This is a genomic window from Ensifer adhaerens (assembly GCF_002007205.1).
GTDB classification, from domain to species: Bacteria; Pseudomonadota; Alphaproteobacteria; order Rhizobiales; family Rhizobiaceae; genus Ensifer; species Ensifer adhaerens_D.
In genome coordinates this window covers 1-21387 of the sequence record NZ_LAZS01000012.1, presented here as the reverse complement: position 1 = coordinate 21387, position 21387 = coordinate 1, and the positions used below count along the sequence as shown (strand labels likewise).

19 protein-coding genes are annotated in these 21387 nt (G+C 61.8%); 4 read left to right on the top strand and 15 right to left on the bottom strand.

From position 1 onward, the window contains the following. Positions 1 to 180: 180 nt before the first annotated feature. The 8 genes from XB14_RS25015 to XB14_RS24980 form a co-directional block, all read right to left on the bottom strand. Positions 181 to 1527 carry an NAD(P)/FAD-dependent oxidoreductase gene (locus tag XB14_RS25015; protein ID WP_077965494.1) on the bottom strand — a complete coding sequence of 449 codons (1347 nt, stop codon included), beginning with the start codon at positions 1525 to 1527 and terminating at the stop codon, positions 181 to 183. Between the two features lie 63 nt (positions 1528 to 1590). Next, positions 1591 to 2502, bottom strand: coding sequence for a dihydrodipicolinate synthase family protein (locus tag XB14_RS25010; RefSeq protein WP_077965493.1), 912 nt, complete (start codon positions 2500 to 2502; stop codon positions 1591 to 1593). 108 nt (positions 2503 to 2610) lie between these two features. Beyond that, positions 2611 to 3648 (bottom strand): quaternary amine ABC transporter ATP-binding protein, encoded by a 1038-nt coding sequence (locus XB14_RS25005; protein ID WP_077965491.1) that lies wholly within the window; start codon positions 3646 to 3648, stop codon positions 2611 to 2613. After that, positions 3641 to 4528 carry an ABC transporter permease gene (locus tag XB14_RS25000; protein WP_077965489.1) on the bottom strand — a complete coding sequence of 296 codons (888 nt, stop codon included), beginning with the start codon at positions 4526 to 4528 and terminating at the stop codon, positions 3641 to 3643. Before XB14_RS25000 ends, XB14_RS25005 begins: the two co-directional genes overlap by 8 nt. Before the next feature lie 89 nt (positions 4529 to 4617). Next, a complete protein-coding gene (locus XB14_RS24995) occupies positions 4618 to 5619 on the bottom strand; it encodes an ABC transporter substrate-binding protein (protein WP_077965487.1) in 1002 nt (333 codons plus the stop codon). Positions 5620 to 5726: 107 nt separating this feature from the next. After that, positions 5727 to 7073, bottom strand: a complete 1347-nt coding sequence (locus tag XB14_RS24990; protein WP_077965485.1) for an NAD(P)/FAD-dependent oxidoreductase — start codon at positions 7071 to 7073, stop codon at positions 5727 to 5729. A gap of 3 nt (positions 7074 to 7076) precedes the next feature. Continuing rightward, positions 7077 to 7961, bottom strand: coding sequence for a dihydrodipicolinate synthase family protein (locus XB14_RS24985; protein ID WP_077965483.1), 885 nt, complete (start codon positions 7959 to 7961; stop codon positions 7077 to 7079). Between the two features lie 2 nt (positions 7962 to 7963). Next, positions 7964 to 9463 (bottom strand): aldehyde dehydrogenase, encoded by a 1500-nt coding sequence (locus tag XB14_RS24980; protein ID WP_077965480.1) that lies wholly within the window; start codon positions 9461 to 9463, stop codon positions 7964 to 7966. Between the two features lie 336 nt (positions 9464 to 9799). On the opposite strand from XB14_RS24980, the gene XB14_RS24975 reads away from it, so the two are divergent. After that, positions 9800 to 10513 carry a GntR family transcriptional regulator gene (locus XB14_RS24975; protein ID WP_077965478.1) on the top strand — a complete coding sequence of 238 codons (714 nt, stop codon included), beginning with the start codon at positions 9800 to 9802 and terminating at the stop codon, positions 10511 to 10513. A gap of 22 nt (positions 10514 to 10535) precedes the next feature. On the opposite strand, the gene XB14_RS24970 is transcribed toward XB14_RS24975, so the two are convergent. The 7 genes from XB14_RS24970 to XB14_RS24940 all read right to left on the bottom strand — a co-directional run bounded on the left by XB14_RS24970 (position 10536) and on the right by XB14_RS24940 (position 18239). Then, entirely contained in the window at positions 10536 to 11558 is a 1023-nt protein-coding gene (locus tag XB14_RS24970; protein WP_077965476.1) for an Ldh family oxidoreductase, read from the bottom strand. A gap of 1 nt (position 11559) precedes the next feature. Further along, positions 11560 to 13545, bottom strand: a complete 1986-nt coding sequence (locus tag XB14_RS24965; protein WP_077965474.1) for an FAD-dependent oxidoreductase — start codon at positions 13543 to 13545, stop codon at positions 11560 to 11562. Positions 13546 to 13678: 133 nt separating this feature from the next. Next, positions 13679 to 14755 carry a quaternary amine ABC transporter ATP-binding protein gene (locus XB14_RS24960; protein ID WP_077965472.1) on the bottom strand — a complete coding sequence of 359 codons (1077 nt, stop codon included), beginning with the start codon at positions 14753 to 14755 and terminating at the stop codon, positions 13679 to 13681. Next, a complete protein-coding gene (locus XB14_RS24955; RefSeq protein WP_077965470.1) occupies positions 14748 to 15635 on the bottom strand; it encodes an ABC transporter permease in 888 nt (295 codons plus the stop codon). Before XB14_RS24955 ends, XB14_RS24960 begins: the two co-directional genes overlap by 8 nt. 101 nt (positions 15636 to 15736) lie before the next feature. Beyond that, entirely contained in the window at positions 15737 to 16738 is a 1002-nt protein-coding gene (locus XB14_RS24950; RefSeq protein ID WP_077965468.1) for an ABC transporter substrate-binding protein, read from the bottom strand. A 63-nt stretch (positions 16739 to 16801) separates the two neighbouring features. Continuing rightward, entirely contained in the window at positions 16802 to 17602 is an 801-nt protein-coding gene (locus tag XB14_RS24945) for a pyrroline-5-carboxylate reductase family protein (protein ID WP_077965466.1), read from the bottom strand. A gap of 7 nt (positions 17603 to 17609) precedes the next feature. Beyond that, positions 17610 to 18239 carry a TetR/AcrR family transcriptional regulator gene (locus XB14_RS24940; protein WP_034799984.1) on the bottom strand — a complete coding sequence of 210 codons (630 nt, stop codon included), beginning with the start codon at positions 18237 to 18239 and terminating at the stop codon, positions 17610 to 17612. A gap of 147 nt (positions 18240 to 18386) precedes the next feature. Here XB14_RS24940 and XB14_RS24935 point away from each other — a divergent pair, with 147 nt between their 5' ends. The 3 genes from XB14_RS24935 to XB14_RS24925 all read left to right on the top strand — a co-directional run. Then, complete coding sequence (locus tag XB14_RS24935) at positions 18387 to 20423, top strand: NADH:flavin oxidoreductase (RefSeq protein ID WP_077965464.1); 2037 nt, start codon at positions 18387 to 18389, stop codon at positions 20421 to 20423. Positions 20424 to 20425: 2 nt separating this feature from the next. After that, positions 20426 to 21031 (top strand): dimethylsulfonioproprionate lyase family protein, encoded by a 606-nt coding sequence (locus tag XB14_RS24930; protein WP_077965462.1) that lies wholly within the window; start codon positions 20426 to 20428, stop codon positions 21029 to 21031. A gap of 44 nt (positions 21032 to 21075) precedes the next feature. After that, on the top strand, positions 21076 to 21387 hold a 312-nt coding region (locus XB14_RS24925), incomplete at its 3' end, for an electron transfer flavoprotein subunit beta/FixA family protein (RefSeq protein ID WP_419178621.1).

The window sequence follows — 21387 nt, the reverse complement described above, 5'->3', positions numbered from 1 at the left end:
GCCGAAGCCCTGGTTGGCACCTTTGCGCGTAGCGGAGGCGCGCTCCTCAAATCCGCTTGCTGAGGGCATAGCCCAAGGGGCTCATCTGCACGAAAATTCGGCAGTACAGTGCCTCCCCGCAGACGCTCATTCACGGCATGAACGCACGTTCCATCCACCCATCGCGTTGCCCGAGAGGGATCACCCCTCGCGACCTGCGCGCAGTTCTTGCAACCGGATCACTGAGTTTATCCCGAGCCAGGCAAACGGCTCGGGCGGGAGCCGGGTTGGGCCGCGGTGGTTCATATATTCCTTGAGTTCCCGTGAGGTGAACCCGGTCGCCAAGTCGGCAGCCATCATGCCGGCGAGCGTGCTTTTGACGGTGCCAAGCCCGTTCTCGCAGCACGCGGAAAAAAGCCCCTCGTCGATCTCGCCAAAGGCCGGTACGTGGTTGAGGCTGAGGCAAAGACGGCCTGCCCAACTGTGCTCGAACGGTATTCCCTCGAGGTTAGGAAATCTCGCATCCATCGAACGTCGATGCGCTTGCGCCATTTTCGAGAGGCGGCTTTGCGACAGGGTGAGCGTCGTGTCGTAAGTGTATCTGGTGCGGATCACGATGCGCGACTGATTACCTGATGTGATCTTTCGTACCGTGGCGCCCATGGCATCGGCCGGGAGCAAGGCCCAGCGATCCCGACCGGAAGCCTTGTGGCCGAAATCATCTGCCGGAAACGGCGCGGTCATGGAGGCGTAGGCGAAGATGTGCATCAGTCGCCCGCCGAAATGGCCAAAATCCTCCACATGGCCGTTGACGCCCAGGATGACCTTGGGCGCGCAGACCGATCCGAGCGTCGTCAATGCCATCCAAGTCCCATTGTCGCGCCGGAGCGACGTCACTGGGGAGCGCTCGAAGACATCAATGTCGTGTGAAAGTCCGGCAGCGAACTGGCGCACGTAGTCCGCCGGCTGGATCAGCACCGCGCCGGGCGTATAGAGGCCGCCGAGGTAATAGTTCGATCCCGTTATCTCCCGCATCTCGGCGGCGTCGAGGAAGGTATGCTTCTCCCCAGCCGCCTTGAGCGACTGGCCAAAACTCACGTTGAGTTTCATGCCGCGGGCCGTCGCAGCTGCATTGATCTTGCCGGCGGGGTCGAAGGTCTCGCGCGACATTCCATAGGCTTCCGCCGCTCGCCTGGCGAATTCGATCGCGTACCGGTTCTGGGCCATTTCCCGGCGCGTGCTGTCGGCGCCTCCGCTCGAATATTCGCTGGATGAAAGGTTGTGCGGCACGTCGATCATGTAGCCGGAGTTCCGGCCCGACGTGCCCTTGCCAACTTCACTCGCCTCGAGAACGACGATCTTGTCATCGGGATGCAGTTGCAGCAGCCGGCGCGCTGCCGAGAGACCGGCAAAGCCCGCGCCGATGATCAGCCAGTCCGCGTTCACCCTGCCTTCGAGACAGCGGACCGGAAACGAACGTTGGCTAATCGCCTCCCAGCCCGAGATGCCATTTTCGACCGGCAAGCGTTTGACGGGCCGCGTGATCATCGGAACGCCTCTTTCATGGGTTCAAGGCGCGACCTGGCGATCACTTCGGCGGCAGTCATTCGCTCACGCATGGCGGTTTCCATCGGTGATCTCAGCGACATTGCGCTTCAATGTGGCGACGATCGTCTGGAGCGTTTCCTTTTCTTCGGCATTGAGCGGACCGAGCGGCGCGCGGACTGGTCCCGCTGGCAGGCCGGCCAGTTCGCAACCGTGTTTGATCGACTGGACAAACTTGCCGCCTTCGAGGAAATCCATGAGCGGCAGCATCGCCGTCATGATCGCCCGTCCCTTGTCGAAGTTCTTCTCGATGACGCAGGCCTCATAAAGGGCGACGTGTTCCTTGGGCAGAAAGTTGGAGCCGGCGCAGACCCAGCTCCTTGCGCCCCAGGCGAAGAATTCGAGTGCCTGGTCATCCCAGCCGCAGGAAAGTGCGATGTTAGGATACTTGCGGGCGAGCAGATGCAGATTGGCCATGTCGCCGGAGCTTTCCTTGATCGCCACGACGTTTCTCGATTCGCTGACGCGGGAGAAGTACGCGTCGCCCATCATCACGCCCATGCGGGCCGGGTAGTCGTAGAGCATGATCGGTAGACCCGCCGCCCGATCCACCGTCAGCGCGTGGGCCGCATTCTCCTCCTCGGTCGGCAAGGCGTAGGGCGGCGACGACACGAGAATGGCGTCGGCGCCGATCTCTTTGGCGGCCTTGGCAAACGCCACGGAGTCTTCCGTTCTCGTGGCACCCGTGCCAACAACGAGCGGGAGCCGTGAACCGATCACATCCTTGGCGAGGGCAGCGAGGTTGAACCGCTCCTCTGCGCTCTGGGCGTAGTATTCCCCCGTCGATCCGCCAATGATGATGCCGTGAACCCTGGCTTCGATGAGGGACTCGAGCACGGCTGCAAAGCCCTTGCGGTCGATTTGCCCGTCGTGGCCGATCGGCGTGACGGCCGGGGTGTAGATGCCTTCGAACTTCATGATGTTTTCTCCATCGATAGGGCCGGAACTTGGACGAGCGGCTTCCGCCGTGGCGACGCTTGGCCCGGGCTCCTAGGTTTCCATTGAATATGTGCAGGCTCCCGCCGCTCAATGCGGCGTTACGACCGCTGCGGCCAGCCGCTTCAGATCGACGACGCCGACGGGCATGCCGACGGCATTGACCACCACCAGATCCTTGGCCTCCTTGTGCGCCAGGATCTTCAGGGCAGCTTCGATCGTGCTTCCCGTGCTCAGCGTCGCGCCGTTGACGGCGTGATCGGCGGCGACCGGTGTCATGACGGCCTCGACATGAACGACCCGACCACGGTTCACCTCCTTGACGAAGTTGGCGATGTAGTCGTCTGCTGGCCTCAGGACGATATCCTGACTGGTGCCCTGCTGGATGACTTCGCCATCGCGCAAGACCGCGATTTGATCCCCCAACCGCAATGCCTCGTCGAGATCATGGGTGATGAAGACGATGGTCTTCTTGATCTCTTTCTGCAGGTCGAGAAGCACCGTCTGCATATCCATGCGGATGAGCGGATCAAGTGCCGAGTAGGCCTCGTCCATCAGGAGAACCGGCGCATCGTTGGCAAGCGCACGGGCAAGGCCGACGCGCTGCTGCATTCCGCCGGAGAGCTGATTGGGATACTTGTTTTCAAAGCCCTTCAGCCCCACGCGCTCGATCCATCGCATGGCGATGTCTATGCCCTTCGCGCGCTCGACGCCTTGAACCTCAAGGCCGTAAAGCGTGTTGTCGAGAACGTTGCGATGCGGAAGCAGCGCGAACTTCTGAAACACCATCGCTGTCTGGTGGCGGCGGAACTCGCGCAGCTCCGGCTGGCCCATCTTGACGACGTCGACACCGTCGACAAGCACTTCGCCGGCCGTCGGATCGATCAGGCGGTTGATGTGCCGGATGAGGGTCGACTTTCCCGACCCCGACAGGCCCATGATCACCTGGATGCAGCCGGACGGGATCTCGATATTGATGTCGCGCAAACCGAGAACATGTCCGTGCTGTTCGTTGAGCTCGGTTTTCGTCAGGCCCTTTTGCACGGCGTCGACGTGCGCGCCTGCGTTCGGGCCGAAGATCTTGTAGAGGTGGCGGATCTTGATGCCGCCGAACGTGATGTCAGCCATGGACGATCTCCCGGTGTTTCTGCAGTCTCTCGCCGTATGCCTGGCTGACGCGGTCGAAGATGATGGCGATGCCGACGATGGCGAGACCATTGAAGATGCCCAGCGTGAAGTACTGGTTGGCGATCGCCTTCAGCACCGGCTGGCCGAGGCCCTGGACGCCGATCATCGAGGCGATGACGACCATGGCGAGCGCCATCATGATCGTCTGGTTGATGCCCGCCATGATCGTCGGCAGGGCCAGCGGCAGCTGCACGTTCTTGAGCTTCTGCCAGCCGGACGAGCCGAAGGCGTCGGCGGCTTCGAGGACATCCTTGTCGACCAGGCGGATGCCGAGATTCGTCAGGCGGATCATCGGCGGGATCGCGTAGATCACCACCGCGATCAACCCCGGCACCTTGCCGATGCCGAGCAGCATTACCACCGGGATCAGATAGACGAAGCTCGGCATGGTCTGCATGACGTCGAGCGCCGGGTTGACGACCCGCTGGAGGCGATCGGAACGGGACATCAGAATGCCGATCGGAATACCGATGGCAATCGACAGCAGCGTGCAGACGAAGATCATCGAGATCGTCCGCATCGTGTCGTCCCACATGTCGAAATAGCCGATCGCCAGAAGCGTCACCAGACAGCCCAGTACGACTTTCAAGCTTCTGCTCGCGCCCCAGGCGATCGCCAGGATGATCATGATAATAATGGGCCAGGGCGTCTGGGTCATGAAGCGCTCGGAAGCGATCAGAAAGTGCTGCAAGGGGGAGAAGAAGCCCTCGATGGTGTCGCCATAGGCGCGCGTGAACGACCGGAATCCTTCGTCTATCGCTTTCTTCAGCGTGCGAAGAGCATCGTCGTTCATGTGTGGGAATTCATAAAGCCATTCCATTCGGTTCCCCTTTTTGAAGAAGCCGGCGCAAGGTGTTCGATTTTGGCAAAGGGTGCGGTGCGCCTGGGCTCACCGCACCCGGGTGAGGTTTAAAGGGCCGATTTGATCTTCTCGGCCGCTTCCGGCGAGACCCATTTCGACCAGACCGCTTCGTTCTCTTCGAGGAAGTGCTTGGCGCCTTCCTCACCGCTTGCCTGATTGTCGGTCATCCAGGCCATCAGCTTGCTGACGGTGTCGTTGCTCCAGGCGCGCTTGTTGAGATAGTCCATCACCTCGGGCCCAACCTTTTCGGAGAACGGCTTGGCCACCAGCGTCACGATCGTATCGACGGGCCAGGCGCTCGGCTTCGGATCCGAGCAATCGGCAACCGTGATGCAGCGTTTCCATTCGGCGGCATCAAGCGGCACGCCTGCATCGAGCTTGACCATCTCGTACTTGCCAAGCAACGCGGTCGGCGCCCAGTAGTAGCCCGCCCATCCTTCCTTGCGCTCATAGGCCTTGGCGATGGAACCATCGAGGCCTGCCGCCGAGCCGGTGTCGACCAGCGTGAAACCAGCCTTCTCGGCTTCAAACGCCTTGAAGTATTGGGCCGTCACCACCGTGCCGCCCCAGCCCTGCGGGCCATTGAAGATGGCGCCCTTCTTCGCGTCTTCCGGATCGGGGAAGAGTTCCGGATGCTTCAGCACATCGCCAATCGTCTTGATGTCCGGATGGGCGTCAGCGAGATATTTCGGGATCCACCACCCCTGCACGCCGCCATCGGGCAGCGGAGAGCCGACTTTGATGATCCGGCCTTCTTCCGTTCCCTTCTTGACGATATCGGGCAAGAGGTCGATCCACGCTTCCGGAGCGATGTCGGGCTGGCCCTTCTCGGCCATGGAAGTGATGGTCGGCACAGTGTCGCCGATGGTGATCTCGGCGCTGCAGCCATAGCCTTCATTGAGGATGAATTTGTCGAGATTCGACAGCACTTCGGCGCTCTGCCAGTTCATGCTGGCGATGGTCACGCTTCCGCATTCCGCGGCATTCGATACTGATGCTCCGCCAAGCAGGCCGAACATCAGGCAGGTAGATGCAAGCAGTTTTTTCATTTTTCCGTTCCCTCTTTTGGCGGCGTGTTCCATCAAAGCCGGAGTGCCGCGACCACCGGCTTCAGTTATCGAAATCGTCTGCTGCCGCGCTTGTTCGCGGCGACCATCTACTCGCCACCGGCGCGCCACTCGCGAAACGCGAGGTTCGCCTTGGCGCCGATCGTCCGAAACGGTTGGCGAGGCAGCGGTTTCGGTGCGTCGAAGCGCGCGAAGATTTCGGTCAGTCGTGAATTGACGCCGAGCACCAGGTCCGCCGCAGCGATGCCGTTCGCCGTGGCTTTCGTAGCGCCGACGCCGTTGCAGCCGCAGGCGGCAAACAGGCCGGGCTCGATCTCGCCGAAGGCGGGCACCGAATTCCACGTCAGCGCCATGGCGCCACCCCAGCGAAACTCCATCGGGATATCCGGCAACTGGGGAAAGCGGGCGTGATATTTCTGGTCGTGCTTCGCACCCGCGCGCCGAAGAGTTCCTTCGCTCGCCTCGATGTTGTGGTGATAGGTGTAGCGGGAGCGGATGAGGATCCGGTCGCCAGCCTGACCCTGAATGCGCCGCACGGTCGTGCCCATCGGAAGGGCCGGGGTCGCTGCCCATTTGCGCTGACCCGGCAACCGGCCTGGGTCGAACGTTCTCGTCATCGAGGCAAAGGTGAAGACATGGAGCAGCTGGCTCTTGAAGAAGCCGAAGCTCTCCGCATGGCCATTGTTGGCGAGGATGATCCGGCCCGTGCTGATCGAGCCCTTGGGTGTCTTGACGAGCCACCCGCGACCGGCGTTTTCCAACTTCACTGCGGGGGTATTTTCATAGACCCTGACGGGTTCGCGCAGGCTGTCGGCGACGCCGCGGATATAGGCCGCCGGCTGCACCATGATGGTCCCAGGGGTAAAAAGCGCCGACGTATAGGTGTTCGTGCCCGTCACGTCGGCGATTTCGCGCGCATTGAGCAGCTGATGCTTTTCGCCAAGCTTCACCAATCCCTTGGCATAGTCGACCAGATGTTGGTCGCCCTCGTCGCTGATGGCGACGCTATAGCGCCCGCACGGATCGAAGATGTCGCGGCCCCAGCCCTGTTCCTGTGCAACGCTACTGGCAAGGGCGATGGCGGTGCGGCTGATCTCGATGGCCTCGCGGCTTTTGGTGGTCGAGTCCCCGCCGTAGTCCTCGGAGGAGACCTCATGCGGTAGGTCGATGATGAAGCCGGAATTGCGGCCGGCCGCAGCCTCCCCGATGACGCCGGCCTCAAGGACGGCGACATGGAGTGTCGGATCGAACTCCATGATCCTGCGGGCTGCGGAAAGCCCCGCGAAACCACCGCCGATGACGACGACGTCGGCGGTGATATGCCCCTCGAGCCGGGGTTTTGCCTGGCGGGGAGGGAGCATCGCCACCCACCCGGAAACGCCCGTGTTCTTCGGGAGCCTCGATGCGACAAAGACCTTTTTCGAGGGGGTGCTCACGGCTCAGGCTTCCCGTTCGATCAGATGGCCGAGGGCAGCGCGGATGATTTCGATGCGGTCTGCCGAGAGCGGACGGAGCGGCTTGCGCGGCGCGCCGGCACCAAAGCCGGTGAGTTCGGCGGCGGCATAGACCGACTGCACGTAGTCGCCTTCCCAGATGAGCGACATCGCCGGTTCGAGCAGGGACCAGATCTGGCGCGCCTTGGCCCATTCGCCGGCGCTTGCGGCGGCGACCAGCGCGAGCGCCGTGCGCGGCGCAAAGTTGGCTCCACCCCAGATGAGGCCGCTCGCCCCGGACCAGAGAGCGAAGGGAACCAGGTGGTCGGCGCCGTTCATGACCGGTAGGCCGGTACGAATGAGCGATGCCTGCCTGCCGAGATCACCGCTCGAGTCCTTGACGGCACAGAAGTTCGGGATCGCGCAAAGCTGCTTGAGAAGCTCCGGCGTCACGGTCACGCCGACGGCGTGCGGGACGTTGTAGCCGATGACCGGAAGGCCGGCAGCCGCCACTTCCGCGTAGAAGTCGATGATGCCTTCATCGTCCGTCGGCCCTTCGAAGAAGGGCGGCAGGACCATGACGCCGTCAGCGCCGCAATCGGCCGCAAACTTCGTCCGCTCGACCACGTCGGCTGTCAGCAGCGCCGAGGTCTGGGCGATCACCTTAGCTCGGCCATTGATGATCCTTGAGCCGCGCCGCACGAATTCCTTCGATTCCTCTTTCGTCAGATAGACGTGCATGCCAGTGCCCGAACTCAACACGAAACCGGGCACGCCGAGCGCAAGGTAGCGCTCTATATTCTGTTCGAGCTTGGCGTAGTCGATGCGGCCTTCCGCGTCGAAGGGCGTTGCGATTGCGAGGTTCAGTCCGGGAAACGGAAAGCTGGTCATGGTTACAGATCCGCGGTTTCGTCGTCGTTGAGGTCGAGCCAGATGGTCTTGAGCTGGGTGTACTGGTCGTGGGCGTGAACGGAATTGTCGCGCCCGCCGAAACCGGACTGCCTGTAACCGCCGAAGGGTGTGGTGATATCGCCTTCACCGAAGGAATTGACGGTGACGGTGCCGGCTCGAAGAGCGCGGGCAGCTCGCACGGCGCGCTTACCGTTTCCGGTGAAGACGGAAGCGGTCAGGCCGTATTCCGTCTCGTTGGCGATCGCGACCGCCTCGTTCAGGCTGTCAACCGTGATGACCGTCAGTATCGGTCCAAAGATTTCTTCCTTCGCATGCCGGGCGGCGTTACTTTCGACCTCGACGATGGTCGGGTGAACGAAGCGGCCCTTGCTGGTTTCGCCGCCGTGAAGAACCTTCACCCCATCGCCGAGGTAGCTTGCAACTTTCCGGAAGTGCGCCTCGGAGACGAGGGGGCCGACACGGTTGTCCGGATCGAGCGGATCGCCCACGTGCCAGCCCTTCACCTCGGAGACGATCTTGTCGAGCAGCTTCCCCTTGACGGCGGAGTGGACGATCAGTCGAGAAATGGCCGAGCAATTCTCGCCCATGTTCCAATACGCGCCGTTGACGATATGCGCTGCCACGGCGTCCAGGTCGTCGGCGTCGTCCATGACGATCGAGGGGTTCTTGCCCCCCATTTCGAGCACGACTTCCTTGAGGTTGGACTCGGCCGAATATTTGAGGAAACGGCGCCCGGTTTCCGTGGAACCAGTGAACGAGACGGCATCGACATCCATGTGCCGGCCAATCGGCTCGCCGACCTGCGAACCTGAGCCTGTCACCACGTTGAAGACGCCGGCCGGGATGCCCGCCTCCAGCGCCAGTTCAGCCACCCGAAGCGCCGTCAGCGACGTCTCGGCCGCCGGCTTGACGACGAGGCTGCAGCCCGCGGCAAGCGCCGGGCCGATCTTCCAGGCGAGCATGAGCAGCGGGAAATTCCACGGCAGGACCAGCCCAACGACGCCCACGGGCTCGCGAACGACGAGCGCGATGTGGTCGTTCGAGGCCGGAGAGACCTGATCGTAGATCTTGTCGATCGCTTCGGCATGCCAGCGCAGGCAGTTGACGGTCTCGGGCACGTCGACCGTCTGGCAATCGAGGATCGTCTTGCCGCTGTCGAGGCTCTCCATGACGGAGAGTTCGACCAGATTGTCTTCGATGAGTTGGGCAAGGCGAAGAAGCGCCTGCTTGCGGGCAGCGGGATGCTGCTTCGCCCAGCGGCCGTCGGCAAACGACTGCCGCGCGCTCGCAACCGCCGCGTCGACGTCCTCGGGGCCGCAGGCGGGCAGGTCCGCGAGCTTCTCTCCTGTCGCGGGATTGGTCGTCGCAAACGTTCGTCCCGATTTCGCGTCGACGGAACGGCCATCGATGATGGCCCGTGCGGGGAGGGATAGTTGCGACGCGATTTGCTCGTACTGCGCCCTGGTCAGAAGTTCCGTCATTCGTCTGCTCCCATCGATCCGAAATTTATCCGCAACGTTCGACGTGGTTCGCCGCTCGTTCATTTGTCATAATACAATAGATAGACATTTGATCTACTGTCAATAGACACGTGAGGTGCGGTGGCAGGGCAGTGCTGCGCCTCATCTCGGGGAACCAGGGCTAATAACCGAATATGTGATAGGGGATTTGCCTTCGAGTGGAGCTGGTCGGGCCTTGCACATCTTCTGAAGTGCGGGCAAAAGGAGCCGCTTGGTCGCAGGGGAGAGTCGACGAAAATCGAAATACGTTGACCAGTCTACTTTTTGTAGACAAGATGCACTCAGAAGGAGTTTGCTATGGCGAACAATCAAAGCTCACCTGAAGCAGGCGTCGGACCGGATCGAAAGGCTGCGCTGAACCACACCTTGCGCCACCGTATCCTGACAATGCAGATAGCGCCGGGATCGGTTCTGGACGAAGTCGCATTGAGCGAGGAATTTGGGCTCTCCCGCCCTCCGGTGCGCGAAGCGATGCGGCAGCTTGCGGGGGAAGGGTTCATCGAACTTGAGGCGAACCGACCGGCCCGCGTGACGTCAATGAGCTACCAATCCCTTCGGGATTTCTTTTTGATTGCGCCGATGATCTACGTCGCGGCCACGCGGTTGGCCGCTGAACACGCGTCGAAGGCCGACATCGCGGGCCTGCGCGAGATACAGGACAGCTTTCGCGACGCGGTCCACAGCAATGACGTCGACGGGCGCGTCTTCTACAATGACAAGTTTCATCTTCGGGTCGGCGAGATCGCGAACAATGCCTACATTCTTCCAAGCCTTCGCCGGCTCTTGATCGATCATGCGCGTATCGGCAAGATTTTTTACAGACCGAGCAACGCGCGCATGTTGGAGGAGTTGCACGAGGCGTCGCGCCAGCACGACGAAATCATCGATGCAATAGCGAACCACGACGCTGACCGAGCGGAGGTGTTGATCCGCGCACACCTCGATCTGTCGCGCAAGAACATGGCGATGTATGCCGCCCCGGAAGGGATGGCGATTTCTCTCGGTGTGTAACGTATACGGGCCTCCGGTGTTCTTACGTTAGCCCGCCGGACGATTGATGTTCATTCGACGCGAAACGATCGATGGCGTCGAAGACAGCGCGGGACATGCGCAATGGTTGCTCCGTCGAGCCAGGTGGCCTGCCCGTGACGCCCGGGACGTGAACGCCGAGCTTCTCCAGCCGCCGGATCTGGTCGTGTGCGCGGGCGATGTGGTCGCTCCCTTCCGGGCCCGGCATCATCGCAATCACCGTCAGCCCGACAGCGGGAGAGGCATCGCCGGTTCTGAAGCTTGGCGTGTCCAGCGACCAGGAACCACCGGAAAGCCCGGCCGACAGCACTTCGACGAGGAGCGCGACGTTCGCACCCTTGCGGCCGCCGAAGGGTAGAAGAGCGCCGGCAAGCGCCTTCTCGGGGTCTTGAGTATTGGCGCCTTCGTTGTCGACCGCCCATCCTTCCGGGATTTCTCGCCCCTCGGCGGCGGCGGCGGCAATGTTGACGTAGGCAGTTGCGCTTGACGATTGGTCGACGATGAGTGGCGGCGCGTTGGCGCCGAGCGGAAATCCGAAGGCGATGGGGTTCGTGCTGTAGACAGCCGGTCCTCCTGCCTTCGCTACGACCATGGCATTGGCGTTGGTCGCCGCAAGACCGCCCAGGCCTTCCAGCGCGAGCCTGCGCACGTAGTAGCCGAGCTCGCCCGTTGTATAGCTGTTCTTTTGGGTGAAGAGCGCGATCCCGCAGTTGCGGGCAGCATCCACGAAATCGCGGAAGGCAAGGTCGAAACCGAGCTGCGCGATGCCTCGGTCGGCATCGCAGGTGATGTGAGCGGGGAAGGGGCGAGTGGCGACCGGCGTGGGATCGCAATTGATGCGCCCCTCGCGAAAGCTGTTCAGATAATCGACCAGGTGCGGAAACCCGACAGCATCCGGGCCGAAGCGGGCGGCCGACACTGTTGCGTCCACGAGCGATCGGGCGCTCGCCGGATTGGCGCCGGCACCAAGGCAGGCTCTCAGCGCCAGATCTTCTGCTTGCCTCTGGTTGAGTTCGACCTCTTCCATCTCAGATCTCCAGTCCCGCTTTCCTACCCTCATAAAACGCATAGGGTGCCTGCCGCGGTGCGGCGCAATCGCCGATCTGGCGCGCAACGATATCGCGTTCGGCAAGGCCGGGCATCAGCCAGTCGGCCGGAGAATTCGTGGTGGCCGTGACAAGGGCGTCTGCCTCGATGAAGCGGCACTCTCCCGTCGTGTGATCGACGATCGTCGCGCCACTGCCATGCCACTCGGTGATGCTCGCTTCGACGATCCATTCGACGCCGAGTTTCCTCAGCGCCTGCCGCATGGGAACGTCTGCCGCAGTTCTCTGCAGCTCCTTGCCGACGAACGGATCGGGCGTCAGGATCGTCACCTGGTGGCCCTCTTCGGCGAGCTTCCAGGCCGTTCCGCAGCCGCGCCATCCGCCGCCTTCATCCAGGAGCAGCACGCGTTTGCCGGGTCTGGCCTGGCGTGCCATGACCGCTTCGACCGTGAAGACATTGCCCTTCGCCAGGCCCGGCATCCTCTCGACTGTCGGAAGCGCCTTCTGGAAGCCTGTCTCCGGGGAATAGGAGCCAGTGGCGACGATGACGCGGTCAAATTCGGAGGGCTCTACATCCTCGGCCTCGACATAGGAGTTCAGGCGAACCTCTACGCCGAGTTTGTCGAGTTGCCGTTCGTACCACGCGATGAGATCGAGGATCTGTGCCCTTCGCGGCTGCATGCCCGCCAAAAGGAAGTTGCCGCCAATGCGGCTCGATGCTTCGGCGAGAACGACCTTGTGCCCGCGTTCCGCAGCCACCCGGGCCGCCTCCAGGCCGGCGGGTCCGCCGCCGATCACCAGGACGCGCTTCGGATCGCCGGTCTTTACGAAGCGGTCGCCGTTCCATTCGGCTTCGCGCCCGACCGAGGGGTTGATCAGGCAACTGATCCAGTAGTCCCGCGACCGGCGTCCCCAGCACATCTGGTTGCACGAAATGCAGCCGCGGATGTCATCCGGGCGATCGTCACCCGCCTTGGTCGCCAGATGCGGATCGGCGATCTGCCCGCGCACGATCGATACGAGATCGGCGGCTCCTTCGCCGAGCACCGTTTCGGCGTTTTCCGGGGTGCGGATGTGGCTCTCGGCGATCACCACGGCATTCTTGACGACGCCTTTCAGGACCGATGCCAGATCGGCGCCAAGTTTTTCAGGATAGAGAAACGTCGGCATCAGCTTGTAGAAATCCAGGTACCCGCCCGAGCCGCAGGTGACATAGTCGATGAGGCCAAGCTCGTCATGCAGGCGGATGATTTCGGCAAGCTCGTCGCGTTGAAGCGCGACCTTCACGTCCGGTTCGTCGCTGACGGCAAGGCCGACGATGAAGTCGGGGCCGCAGACCTGCCTGATCCGTGTCAGGATTTCGCGCGATATCCGCGTGCGGTTTTCAAGCGATCCGCCCCATTGGTCGTCGCGCCGATTGCACCAGGGGGTCCAGAACTGGTCGACCATGCCGAGATAGGCTGCCCAGACTTCGACGCCGTCGAAGCCGGCGTCCCGACATCGCCGTGCCGCCTCGACGAAACCATCGATCGTCTCCAGGATTTCAGCCTCGGTCATCGGATGCGAGCCGTCGCTGTCGTGATAGCTGGGCCCGCCTGAGGGCGACCAGTGCGGATGAAAGGAGTTGTCGGAATCCCCGTGCGCGCCGACGTGATAGAGCTGCTGGATCGCGACGGCTCCATGCTCCTTGATCGCCTCAACCACCTTCCTGAAATGGGGGATGACGCTATCGTCGGAGTGGCGGAAATTGCCGCGGGTCAAGACGGCCGCGGCATGGACCGGCATGGGCTCGACGACGATCATGGCGGCCCCGCCGATCGCTCGTTCCCGGTAATAGGCGGCATGGCGTTCGGTCGGCAGACCCTCGACCGCCATGTTCGCCGTGTGAGCGCCAAACACGATCCTGTTCCTCAGCGTGTGCGACCGCAACTTGAGAGGGGAGAACAGCCGGGCAAACTTCTTGGACATCGCGCGCAACTCCGGGCGGGGAGGATCGGGATTCGAAGGCGGGCTCTCTCCGCCTTCCATGCAGTCCCGGACGGGCCGCCCGGAGGAGAGATTGTCGGGGCGGCAAGCCGCCCCGACTAAGACGGCGGCAAAGTCAGGCGGCGGTGGCCGCGATTGCGATCGCGTGATCGTTCGTCTCACGCGCATTGACCATCGCGCCCGCCAGCTGGCGGAAGGTGACGGTGCCGACAGGCCCGCCGGATGCGTCGATGACCGTGATGTCGCCTTCGGGGGCAGATGCAAGTGTGCGCACGGCCTCCTCGATCGTGACGCCGGCCGGGATGCTCGGGCCGCCGGTCGCGGCCGCGCCAAGTGGCGCCATAACGGCCTCGACGTTCACAACGCGGCCCCGGTTCACCTCCTTGACGAAATTGGCGACATAGTCGTCGGCAGGCCTCAGCACGATATCCTGGCTGGTGCCCTGCTGGATGACCTCGCCGTCGCGAAGAATGGCGATCTGGTCCCCGAGCCTCAGCGCTTCGTCGAGATCGTGGGTGATGAAGACGATCGTCTTTTTGATCTCCTTCTGAAGGTCCAGAAGCACCGATTGCATGTCTGTCCGGATGAGGGGATCGAGGGCCGAATAGGCTTCATCCATGAGCAGAACAGGCGCGTCGTTGGCGAGCGCCCGGGCAAGGCCGACGCGCTGCTGCATGCCACCCGACAGCTGGTTCGGGTACTTCTTCTCGAAGCCCTTGAGCCCAACGCGCTCCAGCCAGCGCATGGCGGTGTCGATGCTCTGCGCACGTGATACGCCCTGGATTTCAAGGCCGAAGATCGTGTTGTCGAGCACGCTTCGATGCGGAAGCAGGGCAAACTTCTGGAACACCATGGCCGTCTGGTGGCGCCGGAATTCGCGCAGCTCCGCTTCCGGCATCTTCACCACGTCGACGCCGTCGACGAGGACTTCGCCGGCGGTCGGATCGATCAGGCGGTTGATGTGGCGGATGAGCGTCGACTTGCCCGATCCGGAAAGCCCCATGATGACCTGGATGGAGCCGGACGGCATTTCGATGTTGATGTCACTTAGGCCGAGCACATGTCCGTGCCGCTCGTTCAGTTCGGTCTTGGTCAGGCCGTTCCTGACTGCCTCGACATGCGCCCCGGCGTTTGGCCCGAAGATCTTGTAGAGATGGCGGATCGCGATGCCGCCGAAAGCGTGGTCAACCATGGACGACCTCCCGGTGCTTCTGCAGTCTCTCGCCATAGGCCTGGCTGACACGGTCGAACATGATGGCGATGCCGACGATGGCGAGGCCATTGAAGATGCCGAGCGTGAAATACTGGTTGGCGATTGCCTTCAATACCGGCTGTCCAAGGCCCTGAACGCCAATCATCGAGGCAATGACGACCATGGCGAGCGCCATCATGATCGTCTGGTTGATGCCGGCCATAATGGTCGGCAGCGCAAGCGGGAGCTGCACCTTGAAGAGCTTCTGCTTGTTGTCGGCGCCGAAAGCATCGGCGGCTTCCAGAACATCCTTGTCGACCAGGCGAATGCCGAGATTGGTGAGGCGGATCATCGGCGGGATGGCGTAGATGACGACGGCGATCAGTCCGGGAACCTTGCCGATGCCGAGCAGCATGACGACGGGGATCAGGTAGACGAAGCTCGGCATGGTCTGCATCACGTCGAGTACCGGATTGACGACCCGTTGGACCCTGTCGGAACGCGCCATGAGAATGCCGATCGGCAGTCCGATGGCGATCGACAGAACGGTGCAGACGAAGATCATCGAGATCGTCCGCATCGTATCGTCCCACATGCCGAAGTAGCCGATCAACAACAGCGTCACAAGACAGCCGGCGGCGATGCGAATGCTTCTGGTCGCTGCCCAGGCGATGGCGAGGATCAGCAGCGTGATGATCGGCCAGGGCGTCTTGGTCATGAATCGTTCGGCGGCGATCAGAAAATGCTGCAGCGGTGCGAAGAAGCCCTCGATCAGTTCGCCGTAATTACGGGTGAAGCCGCGAAAAGTCTCGTCGATGACCTTCTTCAGGTCCCGAAGCGCGTTGTCGTTCATATGCGGAAATTGATAAAACCAGTCCATTCGGTTCCCCTTCTCGAAAGAGCCGATCCGTTCTTCTTGTTATGTCGGCAGGAACGGTGCGGCCTGCGAGGCAAACCGCACCGGGCTTGTGGCAGTGCTGCTTAGAGCGCGGCCTCGATCTTCGTGGCGGCCTCGGGCGAAACCCACTTTTTCCAGATATCCGGGTTTTCTTCGAGGAAGTGCTTGGCACCTTCTTCGCCGCTCGCCTGGTTGTCGGTCATCCAGGCCATCAGCTTGGCGATCGTCTCGTTGCTCCAGGAGCGCTTGTTGAGGTAGTCCATGACCTCCGGGCCGGCCTTTTCGGAGAAGGGCTTGGCGACCAGCGTCACAATCGTGTCGACCGGCCATGCGCTGGGCTTGGGATCGGTGCATTCGGCAACCGTTACGCAGCGCTTCCACTCCGCTGCGTCATAGGGCACGCCGGCTTCGAGTTGCACCATCTCGTATTTGCCGAGGAGGGCGGTCGGCGCCCAGTAGTAGCCGACCCAGCCTTCCTTGCGTTCGTAGGCCTTGGCGATCGACCCGTCGAGACCCGCAGCGGAGCCGGTATCAACCAGCGTCCAGCCAGCCTTTTCGGCGTCGAAAGCCTTGTAGAGCTGTGCGGTCACGACCGTGCCGCCCCAACCTTGCGGGCCATTGAAGATCGCGCCCTTGCTCGGGTCTTCAGGATCCTTGATGAGATCGGGATGCTTCAGCAGGTCGGGAATCGTCTTGATGTCCGGGTGGGCATCGGCAAAGTACTTCGGGATCCACCAGCCCTGGACGCCGCCGTCGGGAAGCGGAGACCCGACCTTTACGATACGGCCTTCTTCGGTTCCCTTCTTGACCACGTCGGGAAGCAGATCGATCCAGGCCTCGGGCGCGATATCCGGCTCGCCTTTTTCCGCCATGGAGGTGATCGTCGGTACGGTATCGCCGATGGTGATTTCGGCGCTGCAGCCGTAACCTTCATTGAGGATGATCTTGTCGAGATTGGAAATGACCTCGGCACTTTGCCAGTTCATGCTGGCGATGGTGACGCTGCCGCAGTCGGCCGCGTTGGCGAGCGATGATCCGGCGATGGTCCCAAGGAAGAGGCATGTCGATGCAAGCAAGCTTTTCATTATCGTTCCCTCTTTGGCGGCTTCTTCTTTTGGAGCGGGTTGCCGCAAACCTGCCCTCCGGCGCTAGGAGGCTTCTCCCATGCGAACCGATTTCCTGAACGCCGCCGACAACCCGCGCGAAACGGCGGCATCAAAGCCGGCCGCGCGCATTTCCTCGATCGCGGCCGCAGTGGTGCCGCGATAGTCGAGGAAGGTCTGGACAATGTCGGTCGGACAGTCGTCACGCTGTTCCAGCAGGTGGCCGGCGCCCACGACGAGGGCGTTGACGGCGCGCTTGGCGATCTCCGGCTCCAGTCCGTGCGAGATGGCGTCTGCCATCATCGCTGCAGCGAGCAGCGCCGGAAAGGCTGGACCCGATCCGGTGAGGCCGGTCAGATAGTCAATCTCGGCCTCCGAGCGCACCTCATCCTGAGAGCCGCAAGCGTCGAAGATCGCCTTTACGACCGCTCGATCACCGTGCTGCAGCCCAGCGCTGGCGATCCAGGGGGTATAGGATTTGCGAACTTCGGCCGCTGCATTGGGCAGTGTGCGGACCACGCGGTCGGTGCGGTGGTGCTCGCTGAGAGCGTTCAGGCGAATTCCGGCCATGACGGAGATGAGCAGTTTGCCTTTGGCATCGACGTTGAGGTTTTGCCAGTCGGCCGGGCGGACGGAGAGAACGATAACGTCCGAACGGTCGGCGAGTGCCTGGTTGTCTGTTGTCCAGAAGGAGTGATCGAAACGGTCGGGCCGGTCGCTGCGATAGGACAGTGACAGGTCTTGAGGCTCGACGATGCCGGCGTCGAGAATGGCGTCGGCGATTGCTCCGCCCAGCCATCCCGCACCACCAATTACGCCAACCCTCAAAGGCCCGCCCGTTTCCATGCTTCTCTCACTCTGGTTTGTAGCCATGCCGGGCGAAGAAGCGATCGAGCTCCCTCTGCTGTGGTGTTTGTCCGGTGTAAATCGCGATGTATTCCGGAATGCGCTTCATGCGGAGCGCAAGATCCTCCTTGGACTGCATCGAGATGTATCCAATCTGGACCAGGTAGGTCGTTCGTGCGCGAACGTCCGCCGGTCCCGCGTCATATCCGAACCGCATGAACATGCGGCCCAGCGCCTCCATTCTCGCCTGATCGGCCTCATGGACTTCGGCCTGTATCTCGGGCGATTGCAGCGCCCAGCTGCGAACGGCGAACTCGAACTGGGAGTCGAACAGTTCCTTGTTCACCCAGCAGTCGAAAACGTTCAGCATCGCCTCGGCCAAGGACTCCGCATAGGCTTCGGACTGTTTGACCAGATTACCGGTATTCTTCTCCCTCCAGCGCGCGACGAGGGCACTCAGCAGTTCCTCCCGGTCCTTGAAGAACCAATAGAAGCTGGTCCGGGAAAGATTGAGCCGTTTGGCCAACGGCAGGATCTTCACCGAGTCCACGCCCGACTCGAGCAGGGAGTCATAGGCGGCCTCGAGCCATCCCTCCTGAGAACCGCGCCAGCCAGTGTCAGTCATCGCCTGTTCCATGATTGCCTCCTAACAAATCCAAACGGCCGTTTCAAGCAAAATGTACATGTGTGTCGAATATCTGAACCACGGTGTTTTTGATTATTGACACATATGTACATTTCCGCTTACCGTTGCGATAAATTCCCATAAACCGGAGCCCGTCGCATGTCGAACGATCCCCTGCTTCAGCCGTTTCAGTTGAAGCATTTGACCCTGCGCAACCGCATCATTGTTACGTCTCACGAGCCTGCCTATCCCGAAGACGGCATGCCGAAGGACCGCTACCGCGCCTATACGGTTGAGCGGGCAAAGGGCGGCGTGGCGCTGACGATGACCGCTGGCTCGGCGGCGGTCTCCAAGGACAGCCCTCCGGTCTTCAACAACCTGCTCGCCTACAAGGACGAGATCGTGCCGTGGATCCGGCAAATGACCGACGCCGTGCATGAAGAGGGAGCTGCGATCATGATCCAGCTCACGCACCTCGGCAGGCGTACTCGCTGGGACAAGGGTGATTGGCTCCCGGTCGTTGCACCCTCACACCATCGCGAGGCAGCGCACCGTGCCTTTCCCAAGAAGCTCGAAGACTGGGACATCGAGCGCATTATCAAGGACTTTGCGGACGCCGCCGAACGGATGAAGGCGGGCGGTATGGATGGTGTCGAGCTGGAAGCCTACGGGCATCTCATTGACCAGTTCACCTCGCCGCTCACCAACGAGCTCGACGGTCCCTACGGCGGTTCGCTCGATAACCGCTTGCGCTTTTGTTTCGACGTCTTCAAGGCCATGCGCGAAAGGGTCGGCAACGACTTTATCCTCGGCGTTCGCTATACGGCAGATGAATGTCTTCCCGGCGGGACCGGAAAGGCCGAAGGCCTGGAGATCTCCCGTCGTCTCAAGGAAAGCGGCCTCATCGATTACCTGAATGTCATCCGCGGTCATATCGATACGGATCCGGGCCTGACAGATGTCATCCCGATCCAGGGGATGGCGAGCGCGCCGCATCTGGATTTTGCCGGCGATGTGCGCGCGGCAACCAAGTTCCCGACCTTCCATGCCGCGAAGATCCAGGACGTGGCGACGGCTCGTCACGCGATCGCTGCCGGCAAGGTCGACATGATCGGCATGACCCGCGCCCACATGACCGACCCGCATATCGTGCGCAAGATCATGGAAAAGCGCGAGGATGATATCCGCCCTTGCGTCGGCGCCAACTACTGTCTTGATCGCATCTATCAAGGTGGCATGGCCTTCTGCATCCATAACGCCGCGACCGGCCGCGAAGAGACGATGCCGCATCGGATCCCGAAGGCCGCCGTTGGCAAGAAAGTCGTCATCGTGGGGGCGGGGCCGGCCGGCCTTGAAGCCGCCCGCGTGTCTGCGGAGCGGGGCCACGAGGTCGTCGTTTTGGAGGCCGCGAATAATCCGGGCGGTCAAATCCGCCTGACGGCCCAGAGCGAGCGCCGGCGGGAAATGATCAGCATTATCGACTGGCGCATGAGCCAATGCGAAAAGCTCGGCGTCACCTTCCGGTTCAATACCTGGGCCGAGGCTGACACTGTACTCACCGAAAAGCCCGATGTCGTCATCATCGCGACCGGTGGACTGCCGCACACGGAGGTGCTGTCGAAGGGCAACGAACTCGTCGTTTCCTCCTGGGACATCATCTCCGGTGATGTGAAACCTGGAACCAACGTGCTCATCTTCGACGACGCCGGCGACCATGCGGGCCTCCAGGCTGCCGAGTTCCTCGCCAAAGCCGGTGCCAAGGTCGAAATCATGACACCGGACCGCTCGTTTGCGCCCGAGGTCATGGCGATGAACCTCGTTCCCTACATGCGCTCGCTGCAGAAGCTCGACGTGACCCTCACCGTCACGTACCGGCTGGAGTCGGTTGAAAAGAGTGGCAACCAGATCATCGCCCATGTCGGCAGTGACTATGGTGGTGTGGCCAAGCAGCAGACCTTCGACCAGATCGTCGTCAACCACGGCACCATCCCGCTGGACGACCTCTATTTCGAATTGAAGCCTGGCTCAAGGAACCTCGGCGAAGTCTCCTACGAAGAGCTTATTGCCGGCACGCCGCAGTCCGTCGAACGCAACCCGGAGGGCGCCTATCAACTCTTCCGGATCGGTGACGCGGTCGCCGCCCGCAACACACATGCGGCCATCTACGATGCGCTGCGTCTTGCCAAGGACATCTGAGAATGGCGCGGTTGGACGCCTTGCAAGCGTTTCTGGACGCGGCCTTTGTCGCGTTCAACCAGTTTTCACAGGATCTGACGGCGCGCCAATCACTGATGCAGATCTTTGCCCAGCTTGAAGCGCCGCAACCGCAACGTTTGGACATCGGCAAGCGCCTCCCGGTCTGCAGCCAACATCTCGACGGTGTGCTGGCTGCAGAAACCGGCCGATCGTCCCTGGATACGCTAATCAGGCGCTTCTCGGACCTTGAGCCGATGCTCGAATGGAAGTGGCGCTCGGTCTACGACCATACGGCCAGCGAGAATTTCCTGATGGGCCACGCCAATGCGATGATCGTCGGACCGGGCGGCCTGGAGGATCGGAGGGACCTCTGGCTTGGCGCGACGCTGATGGCGCCGAACGCGCGCTATCCCGACCACGACCACGCCCCGGAAGAGACTTACCTCGTCCTGTCGGAAGGCGAGTTTCAGCATGGCGATTCCGAATGGTTTTCACCCGGGATCGGAGGTTCCTTCTACAATCCGCCTGGCGTCAAACACGCCATGCGTTCCGGTGAAAAACCGCTGTTTGCATTCTGGGCATTGTTGCCTGATCGATCGAGACACTGACGAAAGGCGTTCGGCCGATACCGAGCGCGGGAGAAAGGTTCGCCATGAAAATACTTGTGACGGTGAAGCGGGTCGTTGACTACAACGTCAAGATCCGCGTGAAGGCAGACGGTTCGGGCGTCGAGCTTGCGAACGTGAAGATGTCGATGAACCCGTTCGACGAAATCTCGGTCGAAGAAGCGCTGCGGCTGAAGGAAGCCGGCAAGGCGGACGAAGTCGTCGTCGTGTCCGTCGGTCCGGCCAAGGCCGAAGAGACGCTGCGGACGGCGCTCGCCATGGGCGCTGACCGCGCCATCCTGGTCGAGACCGAAGACCAGGTCGAGCCGCTCGCCGTCGCCAAGATCGTCAAGGGCGTC